General features: G+C 57.5%; 18 protein-coding genes. 2 read left to right on the forward strand and 16 right to left on the reverse strand.

What is annotated here, in order from left to right; all coding sequences use genetic code 11:
* Nucleotides 1–357: 357 nt before the first annotated feature.
* The 12 genes from AC1L6K_RS19785 to AC1L6K_RS19840 form a co-directional block, all read right to left on the reverse strand.
* A complete protein-coding gene (locus tag AC1L6K_RS19785) occupies nt 358–1,257 on the reverse strand; it encodes a cytochrome b/b6 domain-containing protein (protein ID WP_480952833.1) in 900 nt (299 codons plus the stop codon).
* A gap of 470 nt (nt 1,258–1,727) precedes the next feature.
* Complete coding sequence (locus AC1L6K_RS19790) at nt 1,728–2,720, reverse strand: electron transfer flavoprotein subunit alpha/FixB family protein (protein ID WP_480950530.1); 993 nt, start codon at nt 2,718–2,720, stop codon at nt 1,728–1,730.
* A gap of 11 nt (nt 2,721–2,731) precedes the next feature.
* A complete protein-coding gene (locus tag AC1L6K_RS19795) occupies nt 2,732–3,508 on the reverse strand; it encodes an electron transfer flavoprotein subunit beta/FixA family protein (protein WP_480950531.1) in 777 nt (258 codons plus the stop codon).
* Nucleotides 3,509–3,729: 221 nt separating this feature from the next.
* Nucleotides 3,730–5,106, reverse strand: coding sequence for an FAD-dependent oxidoreductase (locus tag AC1L6K_RS19800; protein WP_480950532.1), 1,377 nt, complete (start codon nt 5,104–5,106; stop codon nt 3,730–3,732).
* Nucleotides 5,107–5,184: 78 nt separating this feature from the next.
* Nucleotides 5,185–6,537, reverse strand: a complete 1,353-nt coding sequence (locus AC1L6K_RS19805; protein WP_480950533.1) for an MmgE/PrpD family protein — start codon at nt 6,535–6,537, stop codon at nt 5,185–5,187.
* Complete coding sequence (locus AC1L6K_RS19810) at nt 6,534–7,214, reverse strand: aspartate/glutamate racemase family protein (RefSeq protein ID WP_480950534.1); 681 nt, start codon at nt 7,212–7,214, stop codon at nt 6,534–6,536. Before AC1L6K_RS19810 ends, AC1L6K_RS19805 begins: the two co-directional genes overlap by 4 nt.
* Nucleotides 7,211–7,534, reverse strand: a complete 324-nt coding sequence (locus AC1L6K_RS19815; RefSeq protein WP_480950535.1) for a muconolactone Delta-isomerase — start codon at nt 7,532–7,534, stop codon at nt 7,211–7,213. Before AC1L6K_RS19815 ends, AC1L6K_RS19810 begins: the two co-directional genes overlap by 4 nt.
* Nucleotides 7,535–7,549: 15 nt before the next feature.
* Nucleotides 7,550–8,254, reverse strand: coding sequence for an ABC transporter ATP-binding protein (locus AC1L6K_RS19820; RefSeq protein ID WP_480950536.1), 705 nt, complete (start codon nt 8,252–8,254; stop codon nt 7,550–7,552).
* Entirely contained in the window at nt 8,251–8,970 is a 720-nt protein-coding gene (locus AC1L6K_RS19825) for an ABC transporter ATP-binding protein (RefSeq protein ID WP_480950537.1), read from the reverse strand. The genes AC1L6K_RS19820 and AC1L6K_RS19825 overlap by 4 nt, the downstream gene beginning before the upstream one ends.
* Complete coding sequence (locus AC1L6K_RS19830) at nt 8,967–10,010, reverse strand: branched-chain amino acid ABC transporter permease (protein WP_480950538.1); 1,044 nt, start codon at nt 10,008–10,010, stop codon at nt 8,967–8,969. Before AC1L6K_RS19830 ends, AC1L6K_RS19825 begins: the two co-directional genes overlap by 4 nt.
* Nucleotides 10,007–11,026, reverse strand: coding sequence for a branched-chain amino acid ABC transporter permease (locus AC1L6K_RS19835; RefSeq protein ID WP_480950539.1), 1,020 nt, complete (start codon nt 11,024–11,026; stop codon nt 10,007–10,009). The genes AC1L6K_RS19830 and AC1L6K_RS19835 overlap by 4 nt, the downstream gene beginning before the upstream one ends.
* Nucleotides 11,027–11,034: 8 nt before the next feature.
* Nucleotides 11,035–12,249, reverse strand: a complete 1,215-nt coding sequence (locus tag AC1L6K_RS19840) for an ABC transporter substrate-binding protein (protein WP_480950540.1) — start codon at nt 12,247–12,249, stop codon at nt 11,035–11,037.
* Between the two features lie 260 nt (nt 12,250–12,509).
* Here AC1L6K_RS19840 and AC1L6K_RS19845 point away from each other — a divergent pair, with 260 nt between their 5' ends.
* Together AC1L6K_RS19845 and AC1L6K_RS19850 are read left to right on the forward strand one after the other, a co-directional pair.
* On the forward strand, nt 12,510–13,310 hold the full coding sequence (locus AC1L6K_RS19845; protein ID WP_480950541.1) for an IclR family transcriptional regulator: 801 nt from the start codon (nt 12,510–12,512) through the stop codon (nt 13,308–13,310).
* Between the two features lies 1 nt (nt 13,311).
* A complete protein-coding gene (locus AC1L6K_RS19850) occupies nt 13,312–14,208 on the forward strand; it encodes an HpcH/HpaI aldolase/citrate lyase family protein (RefSeq protein ID WP_480950542.1) in 897 nt (298 codons plus the stop codon).
* A gap of 756 nt (nt 14,209–14,964) precedes the next feature.
* Here the strand turns inward: AC1L6K_RS19850 and AC1L6K_RS19855 are convergent.
* From AC1L6K_RS19855 to AC1L6K_RS19870, 4 genes are read right to left on the reverse strand one after another with little or no spacing between them, the layout of a single operon-like run.
* Nucleotides 14,965–16,428: a dihydroorotase gene (locus tag AC1L6K_RS19855; RefSeq protein ID WP_480950543.1), complete on the reverse strand. Its 1,464-nt coding sequence runs from the start codon at nt 16,426–16,428 to the stop codon at nt 14,965–14,967.
* A gap of 50 nt (nt 16,429–16,478) precedes the next feature.
* Nucleotides 16,479–17,942 (reverse strand): MmgE/PrpD family protein, encoded by a 1,464-nt coding sequence (locus AC1L6K_RS19860; RefSeq protein WP_480950544.1) that lies wholly within the window; start codon nt 17,940–17,942, stop codon nt 16,479–16,481.
* A complete protein-coding gene (locus tag AC1L6K_RS19865; RefSeq protein WP_480950545.1) occupies nt 17,939–18,751 on the reverse strand; it encodes a cyclase family protein in 813 nt (270 codons plus the stop codon). Before AC1L6K_RS19865 ends, AC1L6K_RS19860 begins: the two co-directional genes overlap by 4 nt.
* Nucleotides 18,748–20,007, reverse strand: coding sequence for a CaiB/BaiF CoA transferase family protein (locus tag AC1L6K_RS19870; RefSeq protein ID WP_480950546.1), 1,260 nt, complete (start codon nt 20,005–20,007; stop codon nt 18,748–18,750). The genes AC1L6K_RS19865 and AC1L6K_RS19870 overlap by 4 nt, the downstream gene beginning before the upstream one ends.
* Nucleotides 20,008–20,676: the final 669 nt, after the last annotated feature.

Raw genomic sequence — 20,676 nt, forward strand, 5'->3', positions numbered from 1 at the left:
GAACACCACCGGCAGCGAGGCCGCCACCCACCGCTGCCCAAAAACGCCAAACCGTCAAGAACTGAGATTCAGACAATCTCCAAACCGGATCGGTGGATCAAGGCTAAGTCTCATAAGCCTATGGATCTGAAGCACCTCACTGGCCGGGGTGACCCTCGGGTTCGTAGTCCTGTGGATCGACCGGGGTCGTGCAAACGTTTCTGCGGTTGGCTATTCTCCTAACTACGCCTCAAGACTTCTTGCTTCGGCGTCGGTACAACCTTCCTCATCGATACCGTCACGTTCCAGCCTGACGACACCGTTCGACGGCGCCGCTGTCACTTGCGATGACAGGGGCGCCGCCGCGTTGGGGCGGCGTCACCGACCTACTTTGCCAAATAGCTGCGCAATGGGCGCCCAGACCAGTGGCCTGGAGGCGAACACCGCACCGGCCATGACCAGCGTGGAGGCGAAGAAGATCCAGAATCCGATCCAGCTGCCGGTGTCCTGCATTGCGAACATGTGATTGAGATTGTGCAGGGCGCCTGTCGCCATGACGAGGGTGACATGGGCAATCACGAACAAAACGAAGTACAGCATGACCGGAAAATGGATGGCCCGGGCCACTTCCATGGGGTACAGCTTGTTCAGGCGGGTGGCCTTCATTGGCCAGGCGTCTGACATCCGGAATCCGGTGATCGCGGCCAACGGCGCCGCAACAAAGATGGTCAAAAAGTACGCCAGCAGCTGCAGGCTGTTGTAGTTGACCCAACCATTGTCCATCGGCCAGTCCAACGACAAGTACTGCAGCGCAGCAGAAAGGGCATTCGGGAAGACGTCCCACGACGTAGGAGTCACCCGCATCCACTGCCCCGTCGCGAACAACACCACGATAAAGACAATGCCATTGATGACCCACAACGCATCCAAACTCAGGTGTGCCCAGAGCGTGAGGCTGATCTTCTTGGGCGGATTCTTAGTCTTGATGAAGCCACTGTTGTTGCGCGTCCATGAGGCTGGGGCGCGTTTTTGCGTGCGGACCTGCCACCCGGTGCGGATGATCAACACGAGGAAGAAGGCATTGAGAAAATGTTGCCATCCCAGCCACGCAGGAAGTCCCACGGGTGCGTTGGCTGGCAAATGACTTTCACCTGGGTAGGTGATGAGGAAGTCCTGCATGGAATCCAAGGTCACCAGCCAGCGGGATGCCAGCACGACGACGGCAACGACCACCAAGAGCCCTGCCGCTGCCACAGCCAGACCACGGGGACTTTTCAGGAACGCCGTCTTGTCGAACTTCACGGCTGCCGGCGCCGAGGCTTGATCTGCCTGCCGGCGCCGTGACGTGGTTTGCGTCAGGGGTTGCCGCGCAGTCACGGCAGGTCGTTCCGTCGCGGTTACAGATGGCGCCGCATTGCTGGCCGGGGCGGTTGCAGCTGCAGGCGCCGTTGCTACGGCCGTAGTTGCGGTCGAAGCAGCTTCGGCGTTCGCCGTCGCGGTGTTGATCCCATCCGCGGTCCTGGGCAGGCCCCGCCGTCGCGCCGGGCCCGCACTTGCTGCGAGCGCGGAAGCCGGAGCTGCGTCGGGGGCGGGCGCGGCACTTTCGGGCGCGGGAGCGATGGGACGTTGTGGTGCAACGTCCGGCATAGCGGCCGAACTGTTCACGGCAGCCACCTGGCCGTCGGTTCCTGCCACTCGGGGTAGGCCGCGGCGCACCTTGAGGGGTGGCGCCTGGCCTGCTTCCTCACTCATGCGCTGACTACTTTCCTTGCTTCAAGGCCGGCAATCAGAGCGGGAACCACGGTGAAGACGTCTCCCACGATCCCGAAGTCGGCGATCTCAAACAGCGGCGCATCGGCGTCCTTGTTGATCACCACAATGGTTTTGGCCGTCTGCATGCCCGCCCTGTGCTGAATGGCCCCGGAAATTCCAAGCGCCACGTAAAGCTGGGGCGACACTGAAACCCCTGTCTGCCCCACCTGGTGGGTTTGCGGAATGTAGCCGGCGTCGACGGCGGCACGGGAGGCCCCCACCGCCGCGCCAAGAGCGTCGGCCAGCTCTCCCACGAGCGAGAATTGCTCTTCAGAGCCGAGCCCGCGCCCTCCGGAGACGACCTTGCTGGCGCCACGGAGTTCCGGCCGGCTGGAGTTCGACGTGGCCGCACTGAAGCTCGTAATCTGGGCTGCCGGCGCCTGCGACGGGGGCACCTCGAGGGATTCCACGATCGCGTCGCGAGCCTCTGCGCGAGCATCGATGGCACCTTGGCGCACGGTGATGACGGGAGCACCCACGCTGACGGCTGCGTCAACGTTGTATGCGCCTCCATAGACAGAGTGTTTGCTGAGGATGCCTTCTTCGTCGCGTTCAATGGCCACCGCGTCCACATTCAAGCCGCTGCGTGACCGTGCCGCGAATCGGCCGGCAACATCCCGGCCGTCTTCGGAATTGGAGATGAGGATGGCCTCGGGTTTGACGAGTTCGACGGCGGCGCTCAAGGCATCAAGCACCGGCCGGGTCACGGTGGTGGCCACGTCCGTGGCTTCCACCACCAGCACCCTGGCGGCACCCCAACGCCCGAGTGCGGCTGCAGCGTCGGCTCCGGCGCCGGGCGCCGTAACCACCAGGGCCACGGCGGCACCTACCTCGGCGGCAGCTCCCAACAGGGCGGCGGCACTTGGACGAACTATTCCGGCGTGGTCCACATCGGCCACGACCAGAATTGAGGTGTTGGAAAACTCCATGATGATGCTCCTTAGGCCAGTCGGTTCGAGACAAGGAAGTCCAGCAATTGCCCGGCGGCGGCGCCGTCGTCAGTGATCTTGACGCCAGCTGACCGCGCAGCCCGCTCGGCAACCGCAACAACAATTGAACGTCCCGCCTTTTCGTCCCCGGCATCGACGCCAAGGTCTGCCAGTGTCAGGACGTCCAGGGGCTTCTTTTTGGCTGCCATGATGCCGCGGAAATTCGGGAACCTGCCTGTCGGCAGTGCCTCGGTCACGGACACCACTGCAGGGAGAGTGGCCTGCACGTTGGCAAGCCCGGATTCCGTGATCCGCTCGCCCCTAACCTGTGATTCGGAAATAGTTACCGTGGACAGGCCCGAGAGCTGCGCTGTGTTGAGATGTTCCGCCACCATTGCGGCCAGGACGCCTCCGGAACCATCCGTGGACAGGTTTCCAGCCAGCACCAGATCAAACGCTCCGCGCCGCAGCGCCGCTGAGAGCACCTCGGCAGTGAGCGAAAGGTCGGCGCCAACAAGTCCGTCATCAAGAATGTGGACGGCCTTGTCTGCACCCATGGACAGCGCCTTGCGCAACGTTGCCGTCACAGTTTCAGGCCCCATCGACAACACCGTTACCTCCGTACCGGCATGGGCATCGGCATGGGTGAGAGCCACCTCCAGGGCACGCTCCCCAATCTCATCCAACACCGCATCGTTGACCGCGCGATCGGCCAGCCCCGTCGTCGCATTGAGCTTGCGCTCACCATAGGTGTCGGGAACTTCCTTGAGCAAGACTGCTATTTTCATCGATTCAACATTCCTCTTCAAGCTCGTTGAGATTTCAGTAACGGCGCTGGCCGGCTTGTAAATGCCGGCAGGTAGGCAGCACTAATCCGGGTCGGGTTCGATCGGTCCCTTCTCGCCCGGGCAATCGGGCCGCTCCGGGTGGAGACAATCGTCGGCAATTTTGGGAATGTCCACTGACAGTCTTCTTGAATTGCGCAGCAACCGTGCCATAACGCATTCGGCTAGTCACTACTTTTGCCGGCCACATGTTCGGCAGCCAGGAAGGCCAGCCCGAGAGCAGGGAGAAGTCCATTGCCCGCCAGATAGCCGCCGGCCCCATGTCCAGAAATTCCCATTGCCGCGCCACCTGAGGCATACAGTCCAGCTATCTCGACGCCAGAACTGTCCAGAACCCGCGCATGCCTGTCCACCCGCAACCCGCCCTGTGTGTGAAATAGTGCCGGGCGGACGGCGATGGCGCCGATTCTGCCTTCAAGGGGGGCTTCCCAATAGGTTCGGTTGAATGCATCGCCAGCGTGGCCAAGGGCCGACTCACAGGCGTCTGAAAGCGTCGTTTCCAGACCGTTGGCATTCATCCCCGCTGCGGCCGCAAGTTCGGTGACAGAGTCCGCCCATCGCACGCCGCCCGAGGACTCAGTGTCTCGAAAGTCCTGAAATGCTTGGCAAGCATCCCGTATGCGCTCGTCAATAATGATCCAGGCTTGGCCATCGGCATGCTCCAATGATTCGCGTGCGTATTCGGAGTAGCCCACGGTTTCATTGCCGAAACGCTTTCCCTCCTTATTGACAAGGAAGCCGCCGTGCATGACCGTGGCCCATCCAGCGAGAGTAGCCGAAGGCATTGCCAGAGCAGCATGTCCTTGGTAGGCGTCAATAAAGGCAATTGCCGCCCCGAGTTTCTCCCCAATGCGAAGGGCATCACCTTTCGACCACTCGCTTCCGTGATAAATGGCATCGGCAATCTCGGGAATGTGACGGTGCATTAGTGTCTCATTCGCGCCGAAGCCGTTCGTAGCCAGCAAGACCGCGCGCGTGGGGATTTCCTCGATGCCTTCCCGTGTTCTGACAACCACTGCACTTACCACTCCGTCAGTCAGGATCACATCGTCCAGTTGGGCCGGAACATAGACGTCAATATTGGGCGATGCGCGTACTTGTTCGTAGATCATGTCCAGCATGGCCGTGCCTATGCGTCCGGGAACTGTGTGACAGCGAAAATTTGAATGCCCGGGATAGGGAAAATCAGTCACCAGAGACATCGGCATCTTCAGGTCATCGGCCATCCACTCGACGAGGCGATGGCTGACATTAGCCAAGGCCACGGCGAGCTCCGTATCTGCTTCACCTTTAGTCTTCGCCAAGATGTCTTGAACAAATTTTTCCGGAGAGTCGTCGATTCCGGCCGCAACCTGCCAACGGCTCCCTGCTCCCGGTATCATTGCAGTCGACATGGCGGTGTTGTTGCCTCGGCGGAAGTGTTCGTTGGCTTCAACGACCAATACGGACAATCCCAGTTCCGCGGCACGCAGTGCGGCGATTAAGCCGCCGCCGGCACCCGCGACAACGAGATCGGGACCCTCATATTCAGTGTCAGTCATGATGCTTCCTTAGGCATAGAGGCCACACAATGGCGGCGGGTTGGATAGTTTTTGCGACCGATACGACTGGATGTTGGTTTAGACGTCCCTGAGCATTGACAGTGTGCTTCGAGCATCCACGCTCCCCGGCAGTGCCGCCACAATCATCTGGATTTGAGCCGCATCTCGGTCGCCAATCAGGGATTGGAGTTTGCTCTGAATCTCAGCCGCCCCGAGAGGGTAATAGTCCACGTCACCGATTGGATTGGGCTGGGACGTCATCATCGATGTTCCGTCAAGAAAGGTAATCCGCACCTCTGTCCAACGTTCGGCGGGCAACAAGGTGTCAAAATCATCAGATACTTCCATGACAACTTTTGTGCTGAAGGCATTTGCTTCAGCGAATTTCTGGTTCTCAGGGTCCATCACGTCCGGTCCCACCGAGGTATTTAGGATGGCCGTGCTCACCACGAACGGAAATGAGAACATGGCGGCGAGCCTGTTGTGGGGATTGGGGCCAAAGAGGGGTTTCGCCAGGGAATGAGTCCGCACGCGAACAGTAGCTATCTGGTCGATATCAAAGGATTCTTGCGCCTTGAACATCTGGACAATGTCCACTGCTGCGTGTGTGTACGAGCATGCGGAATGCCGCTTGCTGTAGCCCTGGGCGACGAGCCATTCCTCTCCCAGCGACTCGGTCAAGGAGCCGGTATCAATTGAGCCCACGATTTCACCCAGTGAATGAACTGCGGCACCAGCATTCGTTGTCAATCCGCTCATGGCCAACCGAGCGGCGTTCAGCCCTGCAATATTGGAGCCCGCGACCCAAAAATTGCGCACAAAATTGCCGGCCAACACGGTATTCCAGGGCGTCACGTGCATCAACGCCGTGGAGGCGTCTATGGCGGCGGCAAGCTGTTCCCGATTTGCACCTGCGATTAGGGCCGCGGCGCAGGCGGCTCCCGTGGAACCCCAATGCCCGTGCGTATGCCACGCCGCATTGCGATGAAGCGCGCGACCAAATCGTGCTGCGACTTCATAGCCAGCGGCGATGGCAGTCAGAAACAGTTGTCCGCTAATTTCGTGCTTTGACTGTTGCGTGGCAGCCATTGCGGCAAACAATACCTGCACCGCCGGATGGCCCTGCGCATGTTTATTGCCCTCGTCAAGCTCCAAGGAGCATGCTGCCACAGCATTGAGGTAGGCAGCCGTTTCGGGGCATGTTGCTTCCGAACGGCCCACCAGGGGCGCCGCACCTGGCGGGCACTGCCAGCTCCGAAGCAACTTGTCGAATTCCGGAGTGCGGGCCCCGGCCGCTGTTACTCCGAGCAGGTCCACGATCATCACGCTCAACCGGGCGCGAACTGCCTCGGGCATATTCGCATAGGTGAGCCCGACGGCAAATTCTGCCAACGCATCAACGGCCGAGATTTGTTGCTGTAAGGCGTTCACCGTTCCTTCCTCCCCCCGGGGAAGGCATCCGCTGCATCGATCAAACTCAGGACCTGCAAGCCCATCGCCGTCGGGTCGATGATGGTTGTTCGGGTCCGTACATCGGCAATTTCGACAGCGGAACAGCCGTTGATGACGTAGTCCGCAGTTACCGACTGCAAATGAGTGGATAGTGCATCAGCCCAAACCCTGTCATCGGCTATGTCTTGGACCGAAAGTCCCAACACTGACGTAGTTCCGTGAGGAACACCCAGACCGTAGGCGGCAAACTTTCGATCCAGTTCCCGCGCGATAGGTTCATTGCGGGCGACTGCACCAACTGTGGCCCCCAGGCTGACGAGCAGGTGTGAGGACAGCTGGAGCAATCCGAATATTGGCGTGTCAAGACCGGTGTCGTTCCGTCCCACAACCGGGTCGAGAACGCAATCGGGCAGAAAGCCATCTACCTGTCCGTACCGATCACTGGACTCTGCTTCTCGGAACCGTTCAAGCAAAGCCGCTTCTGAGGCTTCAATATCTTCCTGGGTATTGAGTGCCCTCGGAATATGGGACTCGTTGCCCAGGTTGAGAAGTTTGACGTCGATACTCTGGGGAGCGAGCCGGTTGTAACGAATTTGGCGTCGGGTGAGCTCCGCGTCGTCCACGCATAGCGGGGTGATGGCCAGCAAGTGAATCATATTTTCCGTTCTGCCTTAATTTCCTGCGGGAGGATGCCCAGCGCACGGGGGTCGTTCGGATGTTCCGCAAGTGCGTGGACTTCGATCCGCATCCAGGGAAAGAGTGGGAGGGACGTTAACGCTTCGTGCAGTTCGGTTGCATCACGAACGTCGTACAAACTCCAGTTGGCCCAACGGCCGGGGATACGCCAAATTCTCCGTAGTTTTCCTTCGCGGGCCAGGAGTTGGCCTTGGGCCAGCTCCTTTTCCGTGATCGACGCGCGTGCCGCGTCATCGCTCTCCGGCGGCCAATCGATGTCTATGTTGACGAGGAATTCCATCCCTGATCCTTTCGGTCACAAACCCAAGTACGCTTTTCGCACTTCCGGACTGTCAGCCAATTCCTGTCCGCTTCCTTCCAACACAATGGCCCCGCTTTCCATCACGTAGGCTCGATCGGAGATAGCCAATGCCTGAGATGCGTTTTGTTCCACGATCAGGACGGTCACCCCGGCGTCGCGGATCTTGGTGATGGCGCCCAGGACCTGCGCTACGAGGTTTGGTGCCAATCCAATCGATGGTTCGTCCAAGGTCAGGCATTTGGGTTGAGCCATTAGGGCACGCCCGATGGCCAGCATTTGTTGCTGTCCCCCAGACATCGTGTCGGCACGCTGGGTTCTCCTGTCGCGCAGGATCGGAAAGAGCTCAAAAACCTGCTCCAACGAGCCTCGAATGGTTGATTTTGGTTGCGTGTAGGCGCCCATGATCAGATTTTCGATCACTTCAAGTCCGCCGAATAGTGCTCGGTTTTCTGCCACGTGCACGAGTCCTGCGTTGACAACCTGGTCTGGTCGCAGTGACGTGATTTCTTTGCCGTCGAAGATGATTTGGCCACTTTTCGCTGGGATCAGCCCTGCCAGCGCACGCAACGCAGTCGTCTTGCCGGCACCGTTGGCACCAATGACCGATACTATTTCTCCTTTTTCAAGGTGAATGTTCAGGTCGTGAAGAATCTGAAGTTTTCGGTACCCGGCGCTTACATCCTTCATTTGAAGAATCATGAATAGTCCTCTCCTAGGTACGCCTCGATGACCTTGGGATCCTGAATGACATCTTCGGGCAATCCCACCATCAGCTGTTGTCCTTCATGCATGACCAGCAGGCGCTCAGAAAGGGCCATTACTGCCGCCATGATGTGTTCCACAAACATGACAGTTACGCCATCGCTGTGGATACTGCGGAGCAGCTCGATGATGGGGGCTCGCTCAGACGGGACCAAGCCTGCTAAGACTTCGTCCAACAAAAGCAGCTGGGGTTCCAATGCCAGTGCGCGGGCCAGTTCAAGGCGTTTAAGGCCCGCAGTGGGCAATGTTCCAGACATTGAATTCATGTATTTCCCGAGGCCAACGCGCTCAATCACCTCTTCGGCGTGGGCGCGGGCCTTGGCGATGGACCTGTGCCTGTTATGTGAGGCCACCGCCACATTTTCCAGAACAGTCATGCTTTCAAAGGGACGCATGAGCTGGAAGGTTCGAACCAGCCCATGCGCTGCGACCTTGTTCGCTGGCCAGCCGGTGATGTTCTCACCATTAAAGGTGATCTTTCCCGAAGTCGGCGCAAGTTGCCCTGACAGGACCGAGAACAGTGTGGTTTTTCCAGCCCCATTGGGTCCAATAATGCCCAGGAACTCATTCTCCGGCAGCTCAATATCCACCTCCCTGAGGGCGTGAAGTCCACCGAATGACTTAAAGAGTCCTTCGACGCGCAGCAAACTCATTTGCGAAACCTCTCACGAATAGTCCCATAGATTCCCTTAGGGAGGAAAATGACGATGACAATCAGCAGAACTGCGTAAATCGCAACATCGAGTCCGCTGGTGCCTTGTAAGAACTCCAGAAACGGCGGCGGGTTCCGCAATACGCCGGCCACGATTTCGGAGAGTGGTCCAATGACCACTGCACCGATTAGGGGGCCCCAGATCGTACCCATTCCACCCACAACTGCTGGGATGAGGGCGTCGGTGGAGACGTGCATGCCGAACGCTTGATCCGGCCCGACAAAGAGGTAGTACTGCGTATAGTAGGTCCCCGCAATTGCGGTAACTGCGCAGCTGAGCGCCACGGCAATGAGCCTGTTCTTCATGACGTTGATGCCAAGCGATTCAGCGGCCGTGGCATCGTCACGTATAGCTTGAATGAACTGCCCTGGCCGTGAGTAGACGTACCTGATGGTAACGGCAAGAACTATGGCAAGGAGGACCAGCGGGATCCAGTAGTAGTTGTTGCTGTCTTGGTCGAACTGCATCATGACCCAAGATTCTTCCTGGAGGAGGGGGATGTTGATTCCCTCAGTTTTGTGCAGAAATTCCAGATTCTGAGTTAGCAGGAGGAACATTTGGGCAAAAGCGAAGGTCGCCAATGCAAAATATGAACCCGCCAATTTATATCTGAGACATAGGTACGCAATGAGCACGCCCACCGCCGCAGAAAATATGGCTCCGATTATCATCGAGATCCATGGCGAGAAGCCAAATTCCGTCAGCAGGAAGGCGTTGGTGTAGGCGCCGATCCCAAAGAATGCCGCGTGTCCAAAGCTGAACATTCCCCCGAACCCACTCATCAGGTTCCAGCCCACGGCCATGATTGCAAAAATGAGTGTCCGTACGACCACTGGCTGCGCCGAATCGGGAAGAATGAAAGGTAGGAAGATGAAGGCGGCAAAACCCACCACAAGGATTAGGTATTGGCGTTGGGCGCCGCTGTTCGGCACTCGGACCTTTGCGCTGGTCTGCGCGGGCTTTTGTTCTGTGGAAGTCATTGCTTAGCCCCGAAAAGTCCTTGTGGACGAAGAAACAAGATGAGAACGAACATTGCGAAAACGAGGAGAAGGGACCCGCTGCCAGGCAAGAACAATGAACCGACAGTTTGCAGCAACCCGACAAATATGCCGCCGATGACTGCTCCCGGGATGCTGCCGAGGCCGCCAAGTACCACGATGACAAAAGCCAATGTCGTATATTGTTCTCCGGCTGACGGAATGAGGCTGGTGAAAGGGGTCATGAGCCCACCAGCCACAGCGACGGCTGCTGCTCCCAACCCAAACGTCATCGCATAGATCCGGTTCACATTGACCCCCACGAGTGATGCGCCGGTTGCACTGGCGGCCACCGCCCGGACTGCCAGGCCAAGAGAGCTCTTCTTCAACAGGACGGCAAGACCGGCTGCCACGAGTACTGCACCGCCGAATGCCACTAATCTGGGGACATCCACTATCGCCCCCAAAACAGGTATCGTCCCCTCCAGCGATGACTCCACATTGAGCGGGCGTCCACCAAAGATCATCAATAGTGAATTGATGATCAACAGAGACATTCCCAGTGTGACCATCAGTGGGCGCTCATGTCCGGCGTCCTGGGTCAGGCGGTTCATTAGAACTGCCTGGACCGTCCACCCGAAGATGAACATGATGGGGATGGTGAATAGTACGCCCAGATATACGTTGATACCCAAGGATGACACCAAAAAATACACAATGAACATGGACATGGTGAGCATTGCCCCATGGGCAAAATTGACGATTCCAAGTACGCCGAAGATTAGGGTCAGTCCTAACGACACGAGCCCGTAGACGCCGCCCAGGAGCAAACCGGTGACAATCGATTGAGTAATCAGTGTGGTGTTCACACCACTGAAAATGTAGATGAGCACCAACGCTGCAACTACCAGAAGTGCCATGCCAAAAGAGATTTTCCATTCGGCCGTGCCGAATATTTTGCGCAGCCGGGCCAAACGGGGAGCTGCCCCCACATCCAAGTGTGGCGATGTGACGCTCATAGCATCAACTACTTTCCTGGGGTCGGGAAGATGAGGTCTTTGGTTGCGAATTCCTTCGGGAAGACCTGTTCCACTGCACCATTTTGTACCTGCATGACGATTACGGTTGCGTTCTTGTTCTGCCCTCGATCGTCAAATTCGATTGGACCGTCAAAGGCCAAGAGCGGATCGGCGATTGAGACGCCGGCAATTGCATCGCGGATTTTGGCCGGCTCTTCGGAACCACTTTCTTCAATTCCGGCAGCAATGACTTCCACGGCTTGGTAGGAGAGCATTGAAGCGGTCTCCATGGGTTTGCCATACTTCTCTTCAAAGCGTTTGCGGATATCGGCGGCCCGGCTGCTGGTTGCAGCGTAGTGATAGTTGGCGCTCAAGATATTGTCAGCGGCGGGGCCGGCATCAACGGGAAACGCATTGTCGTCAAAAGCACCACTGGCGATTCCAAAGACAGCTTCGATGTCCGGATTGATCGCATGAATCGCCTTGGCAACAAGGAGGTTGTCAGGGTAATACCCGGTGACAACGACGACGTCGGGATTCACGGAGAGCGCTTCGGTAACCTGAGTGGTGGCATCGGAGAAGCTGGCACCGGAATAGGTGACTTCCTTGGCCACCGTGATGCCTTGTGCTTTGGCTTCTTTCTGAAACGCTGCAAACACGCTTCCGCCGAACGCGCCCTCAATGTGGATGTACGAGACAGTCTTTATGTCAGTCTTGGTTTCCGCGCCCATTGCGGCCAAGGCTTTGGCTCCGGACTCACCCATGCTGCTTGCGTCCGGTTGAATCCTGAAGGTGTTTTTGTAGCCCTGCGCCAAGATTTTGTCGTCCACAGCAACGTCAATCACCAGCGGGACTTTGGCACGTTCCGCAACGGAGGCAACATTCTGAGTGACATCGGACTGGTACGTGCCCACGAGTGCCACAGCACCATCGCTAATGAGCCTCTGGGCTTCACTTTGTCCTGTCTGGGCGTTTCCTTGGCTGTCGCCCTCATCGAGCTTGAGCTTCGTGCCGCCCAGGGATTTGATGCCTCCGGCGGCATTAATGTCTTCCACGGCAAGCTGGGCTCCATTGTTCATGAGGCCGCCAACGCCAGCAAGATTCCCGCTAAGCGGATGAACGGCACCAATGGCGATGGTTTTACCGCCGCCGTCCGTCCCGGCATCGGTTCCTCCAGAGCTCCCACACGCTGTCAGCCCCAAAAGAGCGAAGGCAAGTGTCACGGTCAGAATTTTCCTAGTCATGATGTTCCCCGATGACCTTTCGTCGTTGTAGAGGGTTCGAGCCGTGTTCCGCTCGAAGGAATGAGTGTCTCGTTATCTGTTCCGGTCAACGGACCACTAGATCTACATCACACCGGCTTCGTTTCATCATTGAACCATGATTTGCCATAGAAATACTAGGTTCGTGCATCGAAATTTCGGAGCAAACCATTCCGCTCAGCGAAAAAACGTGATGAAATAGGAGTCTGCAGGGAGAAACTTTGTCCAAACATGAAAGGCACAAGATGGCAGGTTACGATCGAATCGATGTCAAAACGAGCGACGGCGGGACAGAATCGGCAGACCGTGTAGCCGACGTTTTGCTCTTATTCAGCCGCGCTGATGGCCCACTTGGTGTCTCAGAGATAGCCCGCAGCCTGTCCCTCAGCAAGGCAGTCGTTCATCGAATTTTGCGTTCCCTGAGCTCACGCGGGCTCCTTCAAACGTTGCCCTCGACGTCGAGCTACGTGCTGGGACCAGCGGCCATCGGCATGGGGAACAATGCTTGGACACAGTCAGATTTTCGCGCACTGGTGGGTCCCGTCGTCCGCAGCTTGCGCGACAAGACCCAAGAAACAGCCACCCTGTCGGTGCTGTCAAGCCATTCCAGGATCTATTTGGATCAATACGAGAGCCCTCAACTTATTAAGATGGTCGTTGAACTCGGCATTCGGCATCCACTGCATTCCGGTGCATCCAGCCGAGCCATCTTGGCGTACCTCCCGCCGAGTTACACGGACGAGGCTGTTGCCCAGCTGGCAAAACTGCACACAGACTTCGATGAGGCAAGCTACCGACATAAGCTGGAGCATGTGAAGGTGGACAGCTATGCTCTCTCACTTAACGAAAGGGACACCGGCGCAGCCTCGGTCGCTTCACCATTCTTTGGAAAAGCTGGGAACGTACTTGGTTCGATTAGTTCTTGCGGTCCGATCTTCCGCTACACAGATGCTGAAGTAAGTGAGCATGCAAAAAAGGTGTCCGCTGCCGCCCGGCAAATAACAGCTCTTTTGAGTCGCTGACGTGGACGCCGTACGCCCTGAAGTGCTGCCCAGGTCCTTTCTGTATGTGCCTGCCAATCAACCCGGGTTGTTTCCCAAGGCCTCGGCCGGGCCGGCTGACGCCTTGATTTTTGATCTTGAGGATGCAGTGCCATTTGCAGAGAAGCCGGTGGCAAGGAAAGCCCTACGCCACTGGCTCGGGAGCTCGGATCGACGCGCGAAGCAGGCGACAGCGCAAGTCCGAGAGCCACAAATGTGGGTGAGAATTAGCGCCGATAGCATCGGAGAAGACCTTGCTGCCGTGGTTGGGCCGGCCTTGGCCGGGGTCTTCCTAGCCAAATGTACCGGGGCCGCGATAGCCGAGACCGACAGAGAACTTGCCCTGCTTGAACATCGGCACGGCCTTGTCTCGGGTTCCATCGGCATCATCGGGTTGCTCGAAAGTGCGCAAGCACTAAACACTATTGACGCATTGTTCAGCTGCCAACGATTGCTGACGTTGGCAATTGGTGAGGTGGATTTGATGGCGGACCTTCGTATGGCTCGAAACGAAAGAACTGAAGGCGCTCTGGATTCCATCCGCTCCCGCATCGTCATTGCCTGTGCCGCCGCTGGGCTGCTTCCGCCCGTTGCTCCAACTTCCACGGCTATCCGCGAACTGGGCGCATTCGAAGAATCCAGCCAAAAGATGCATGACTTGGGGTTCCGATCACGTACGGCTATTCACCCAAGCCAGGTCAATCCCATACACACCGTTTTCACTCCGAGCCAAGACCAAGTTGTATCGGCTCAGGACGTAATTCACCGATTCGACCAATCTGGGGGCGGGGTAGCACTCGACGCGGCAGGAAGACTCATTGATGCCGCTGTGGTTAGAGGAGCCCAGGAAACCATCCAGAGGGCAGTCAGCGTCAACTAGCCGCCGGCAGTGAGGATGGTGTGGCCGATTCAGTCGTGGTGCCAGATCGCGGCAGTCATGGTCAACAGCGAGAGGTGCTAAATGGCGCCTGCCTGGGGCATTTACCATGCTGCGCGAGGTCTATTTGGCTCCGGGCGTGCCGCTGAAGGATTCCATGATTCAGTCAAAGATTTACAAGGCCGACTCTGAGCCTGGCATTCTCGCCCTTGCGGTCCGGACGGAGCAGCCATTTCCCTGCACGGTCCCCACCTCCCTCGGGTAAGGGTCATAGCTGTTCTTATCCTTGGATGGGAATGCGGTGCTCGTCATCTCGAACTGGTTCATATTCCAAGTTCGGCAAGGGTGTCCGGGAAGGCGTGGCCCTTATCAATCTCGCACCGGTCAGTGCCTACTCGGCTGGGAAGCCGTGCCGGGTCGCGACAGGCATGCCCCCCGCCCCCAAACAATTAGGGGGCGGGAGGCGTCACCGCCCGAAGACTGGCCGTCCAACCGTCAGTGCTCCGTCAAGGTCCGGATCCACCAGTTCACCCTCCCACCGGGCCGAAACAGTCGCTTGTTGCAGCCGTATCGTTCTGGCAAGTACGGGGTGCCACTCCGGGGCGGGTACGGAAACCGCCCCGGATGAGCCTCCAACAAATCGTCGACAGTCAGACTGAACGCGGTGACGAGGGCGACCAGATGGGGAGGGTACACCTGTTCCGGGCACCACTGCCTCAAAAATCGCTAAGCCGCAATGGACACCACGGATTCGTTCGGCTAGTTGCCGGACCGTTTGACGAACTGGCCTCGCGGTTCACCGATCATGTCGCCGTCGCGGAAGATCAGGTTCCCCCGCAGATAGGTGTCGGTGACCGCAGCAGTGAGTTCGTATCCTTCAAACGGCGTGTATTCCTGCGTCGACAATGATTCTTCGGCACGAACCACATTGCTGACAGTGTCATCAACGAGGCAGAAGTCTGCATCGTAACCGACAGCCAGATTGCCCTTCCCCGTCAAGCCGAATCGTTCCGCTGGGTTCTTGGCCACGAGCTTGGCAATGCTGTTGTACGACAGCCCGCGCTTGCGTCCTTCAGATATCATGCCAGGCAGCAAGTATTCTGCTCCGCCGAACCCTGATTTTGCCAGGAAGACGTCTTCCTTTGGATCACCAAACTTCGTTTCCTCTTTACAGCACGCATGATCCGAGCTCACCCACGAGAAATGTCCGTCGAGCAAGTGCTCCCACATGGCTTCCACATCAGCACGCGGACGTAGTGGCGGGTTCACTTTTCCGCCTACCCCCGCCGTCTCACAGTCCGCCAGGAGATGGCCCACTGTCACTTCCCGACGGAAGTTGATGTGGGGGAAAGTTTGTTGCATGAGCATGGCCGCCTCAATGGCCTTCTTTGAGGTCAGGTGAAGCAAGTTGATGTTCGGCAATTCAGTTTCGTAGGCCAGGTATGAGGCGATGGTGATCGCCAGACCTTCCGAATGCGGGGGCCGCGACGCGCTGTACGCCTCGAGGCCGGTCAGCTTCCCTTCTTCTTCGACCAACTTCGTGTACGCACGCATGATTTCAGCCGTCTCACAGTGCAACGACAGGGAGATCTGGTCCTTGACGTCGGCGTACTTGGGATCCCGGCGGGCCTTCTCGATTCCACGCATGATGAATTCAAAGTGTGCATAGTCGTAGGATTCGTCTTCCGGGATCATCAGGAACTTGCCCTGGTCGGAGGAACGCCCGTGCAGGCCGTGAATTCCGTAGAACATGAAGACCTTGAACGATGGAACCCCCATATCGAGAAGGTCCGGGATCTCCTCAATGTGTTCCTTGAGGATGGGTGCCACATGAAACCCGTAATCGATATAGGCCCGGCCTTCAGCGGTCCTGAGAATCTCGGGGAAGATTTCCTTGTAGGGGCCTGATTTGTTCAGGTAGTAGGCCCCGGTGCGCACGTACGTCAGCCCGCTTGTCACTCCGCCTTGAGCGCTGGCCCGGCTCTCACTCTCAGTATCCGCACCGAGCTCGTTGTAGATGCCCCAATGCTGGTGGGCGTCAACTACGCCCGGGAACAGGTGTTTCCCCTGGCCGTCGAGTACTTCTGTCCCCTCCGACGCATCGATGGTTGCGGTAAAGGCGGCAAACTTCCCGTCCTTCACTGCTACGTCCATGGACTCCACGACGTCTTGGTCTGGACGAACAACATTGACATTCTTGATCACGAGGTCATATGTAGACATATCGTGCCCTTCTTTCCCTTGATCGGCGCCTTGAACAGCAGCCGTGGCATTTACGAGTTGATAGTTTGAATTGTGGGTAAAAGCGGCATCCCGGATGAATCCGCGACGACCAGGTCGGTGAAGATGGAGGCAATATCTGTCGTCTGTTCCAAATGACGGCAGTGACTCTGCAGTCGGTCCATGGCCGCAGCGCTCATTGCCCGTCTGGCGTTATCCCGGAATTTACTGGTGAGCTCGTCAAATGTCAGCGGCCGTGCCGGCCCTCCACGGTTTGTGAGGATTTCGCTGACCTTGGTGGAACCATCCTTCATGCGCACGGTCAGGACCGCAGGGAATTGCATGGGAAAAATGGCCGAACACTTCTCGTTGGGGACTACGTCGACCTTGGCCATCAGAGAGCGCCTGTAGGTGTCCGTCGCCAGGGCATCGGTGTAGTCATCCAACCCCACTTCAAGCCCGTCACCTCCAAGCAGTCCCGCAACTACAGCGTAGGGACCAGAAAATTGCGCCATATAGCCGGTCTCCGGACGCCGCTTGACCTCGATGGGTTCACCGATTGTCCTCACGATCGGGGCTGGCACCCCGAGCACCATGGAGTCGATATCCTCGGGCCTGAGGCCTGAACGACGCAGGTCTGCCGCGGCATCAACTGCCGCATGGGTGAAATGATTGGCCGGATATGGCTTGAAAAAGATGTCTTGGATTGACCAGCGCGTACCTAGACCATCAGTAATTTCATCTGCGTTGAACTGCCCGTGCAACCAGGCCTGGAAAAACCCGAAACGTCCTTCAAGGACAGTTGGTGGTCCAGTCAGCCCATATCTGACAAGATTTACGGCACTGACCGCTGAGTGGGCAGCCCAGCCACAATGAATCCGTTTGACTGTTCCACCCGTCCGATTGGCTTCGATAATTCCCGAGGCCATTGAAGCTGCCACGCCCAAGGAATCACAAATCATGTCCTCGCCGCCATAAAGCGAGGCAACCGCTGCCGCTGCACCCATGGCCCCGCAGATGGATGTTGCGTGCTGTCCATGCTCAAAGAACGTGGAATTCTGCTTGTCCCTGTCATACCCTGCCATGCCCAGCCGAACGCAGACTTCCAAACCGATGGCAATGGCGCGAATCAGCTCCTTGCCATTCGCCCCCCGCGCTTGAGCCGCGGCAAGAACCGCCGGAACGATGCTGGCACTCGGGTGCAACACTGAAGGTAGGTGAGTGTCGTCATAGTCCAGAGAGTGGGCAAGCACCCCATTTACGAAAGCCGCCAGTGAAGCAGGCAACGCCTCCGTGACTCCCACGGCGCTGGACTCGGGAACTCCTCCCTGATCCATGGCCCACTGCCGTGCACCCCTGCTGGTGTCCAGTGAAGCAGCAGCAGCGCAGATGCCCAGAATATCCAGCACTCGGGATTTGATGCTATCTACGACATCCAGGGGTAGGTCTTCATAAGTCACCCCGGCGGCGAAAGCGGCAAGTTGCTGTGCCAATGTTCCATTGTTTTTCTTGCTCATGCCGGCACCACGGCCAAAGGCCTGACGGGCGACCCGGTAGCTCCAAAAATATTTAGCGGAACCAGTATGAAGGTGAACTCATAAAGCTCTCGTCGAGCGAGCTCCTCCAAATCCAATGCTTCAACGATGTAAATCCCGTTCTCAACCAAGAAGACGCGGTGCGCAGGAAGCTGGGCGTGTCCACTGCCTGGAGCTATGCGTTCAAAGGCGATGGTATCCGCTCCCGCAGCGTGGATGCCATGTTCGGCGAGCCAGCTCGCGCCTGCCTCGCTAATACCGGGGACTCCTGATGGTCCTCCCACATACGCCGCACCCTCGACAAATTTCTTGCCCCACCCCGAGCGGATCAAGACCACGTCCCCAGGGTTGATGGAGATCCCCTGTTGCTGCACCGAGCGCTTCAAATCAGCGACAGAAATTTCGTACCCACCGGGAAGATCATCCAATCCCAAACAAGCGGGGATATCCAGCAATACTCCCCGTCGAATCATGGGCGCGATGGTATGTACGCCGTGCTCAACGTACTTTCCGCCCAAGCAAGATTCTCCAGCATCGGCATCCCCGAACAGTTTCCCGTCCTGGCTCACATGTGCCAATGCATCGATATGCGTTCCCACATGCGTGCCCGTAGTGATCATGTCATTGGCGGCGCTTCCACCATCGGATCGCACCATGTCACCATGTCTACGCGGCAGCGTGTGCCAGAACTGGGGGTGATTGGGTGATTGCGGCATCCCGACCTTCAATTGCCGGCCGAGGTCCACTATCTCAAGCCCCCCGGCTACGACGTCGATTAATTTGTCGCTCACTTGACTGCTCCGTTTTCTCTCAAAAGTGCGATCTGATCGTTCTTATAGCCAAGTTCAACGAGAATGCTCTCACTGTCTTCTCCCAAGTCACGGCCCGTGAATTTGATGCTGCCCGGTGACCTGCTCATCCGCCACATCACGTTATGTTGAAGGACGCTGCCAAAATCTCGGTCTGGGACATCAACGAGCATCTCGGTGGCTCGCACATGCGGATCCTCGACCAGGTCCTTAGCATCGTAAACAGCTGCCACGGCGGCCCCAGCCTCGGAAAAGATTTCCATCACTTCAGCACGGTTCTTGTTTCTGATCCAGGAACCTACATATTCGTCGAGCAGCTCCACATGCTGTACTCGACTGTTGCCGGTGGCAAACCAGTCTTCGTCGATGACCTCGGCATGCCCAACAATGCGCATCACCCGTTCCGCGATGCTTTGCGCGCTTGTAGAGATAGCTACCCACCGATCATCCTTGGTCAAATAGGTGTTGCGCGGCGCATTGTTCGTGGAACGATTACCGTTGCGCTGTCCAATAATTCCCAGCTGGTCATACACGGACGGAGCAGGTCCAACTGCCGTCATGATGGGTTCCAGGATGCTGATGTCCACGACTTGACCTTCACCCGTCTGATCTTTGTGGCGCAGAGCCATCAAGACAGCGGAGGAAGCCGCGATCCCACAAATACTGTCGGCAAGTCCGAACGCCGGCAACGTGGGCGGCCCGTCAGCGGCACCGGTGAGGTGAGCAAAACCGCTCATCGCCTCAGCCAACGTTCCAAACCCTGCTCGCGATGAATAAGGCCCTTCTTGGCCAAAACCAGTCAACCGAACCAGGACCAACCCCGGGTTGATGGCGTGGAGCACTTCCGGACCAATCCCCCACTTCTCCAAGGTGCCAGGCCGAAAGTTCTCCACCACCACGTCAGCAGTCTTGACCAACTCCTTGAAAACTTCGCCACCGTCGGGGGAACTTAGGCTCAAGGCCAAGGCACGCTTGTTGCGGGCAACTTCCTTCCACCAAATGGGGATACCGTTCTTGCTCTCCCCGTGCCCACGCATGCTATCCCCTTTGATGGGGTGTTCGATCTTAATGACATCGGCACCATAGTCGCCCAATATCTGGCAGCACAGTGGGCCGGCGAGGATGGTTGACGCATCCAAGACTCGAACCCCTGCAAGAGGTTCTTGAAACTTAACCAAATCGACTCGTTCCGCTGAGTGAAACACTAATTTCTTCAACACTAGCGAGAAAAGGTGCACTTGAGAAGTCCTTTTCACAACTAAATTCAACAAACAAGGTCAAATAACCTAACTTCTAGCCATCAGAGAGTCGACCAGCTGACCAACAGCAACAATCTTTGTTTCGCCCAGAGGAACGTTTTAGTAGGGTCTGGAATTCACACTCTTCAGACTGGGCGTCATGCGCGCGCGGATGAGGCGTCGAGCCGCAGGCTGCTGGACCGCATGCCTTCGATGTCGCCGTCGCCCTATTGCTTAGAGCCAGGAAAAGAGCCGGGTTGCCAATGTCCATGCCCTGGTCACGACAGGGGCAATAGTGAGAGATACCGCGAGTCACTCAACGTGCCCGTCAAGTTAGTGGACTAGACGGGCGTTCTTGCCACACTGCGGCTTGCTCCGTTTGATTTAGGTACAACCCCAGGGACCGCACCGGAAGCAGCCCCTACTTGATGGCATGGGGTCGACGCTTGTTGCACCAGGAATCGATGCACACCATGACAGCGGTCGCCTGAAGCAAATACGGTTGGCCAATGTCGCGGTGACGGACGTTCTGGCGATCGCCGAGCTCGAAGAGGCTCACACTCCAGTTCGGGGCGATGCCCCCTCACCGCCATTCTCCCTATCGCCGCAATAGCTTCGGACCAAAGCGCCAGGTGGTTGCTGATCTCAAATAGGCCAGCTGAGCAAGCG

This window comes from Specibacter sp. BI4 (genome assembly GCF_056680095.1).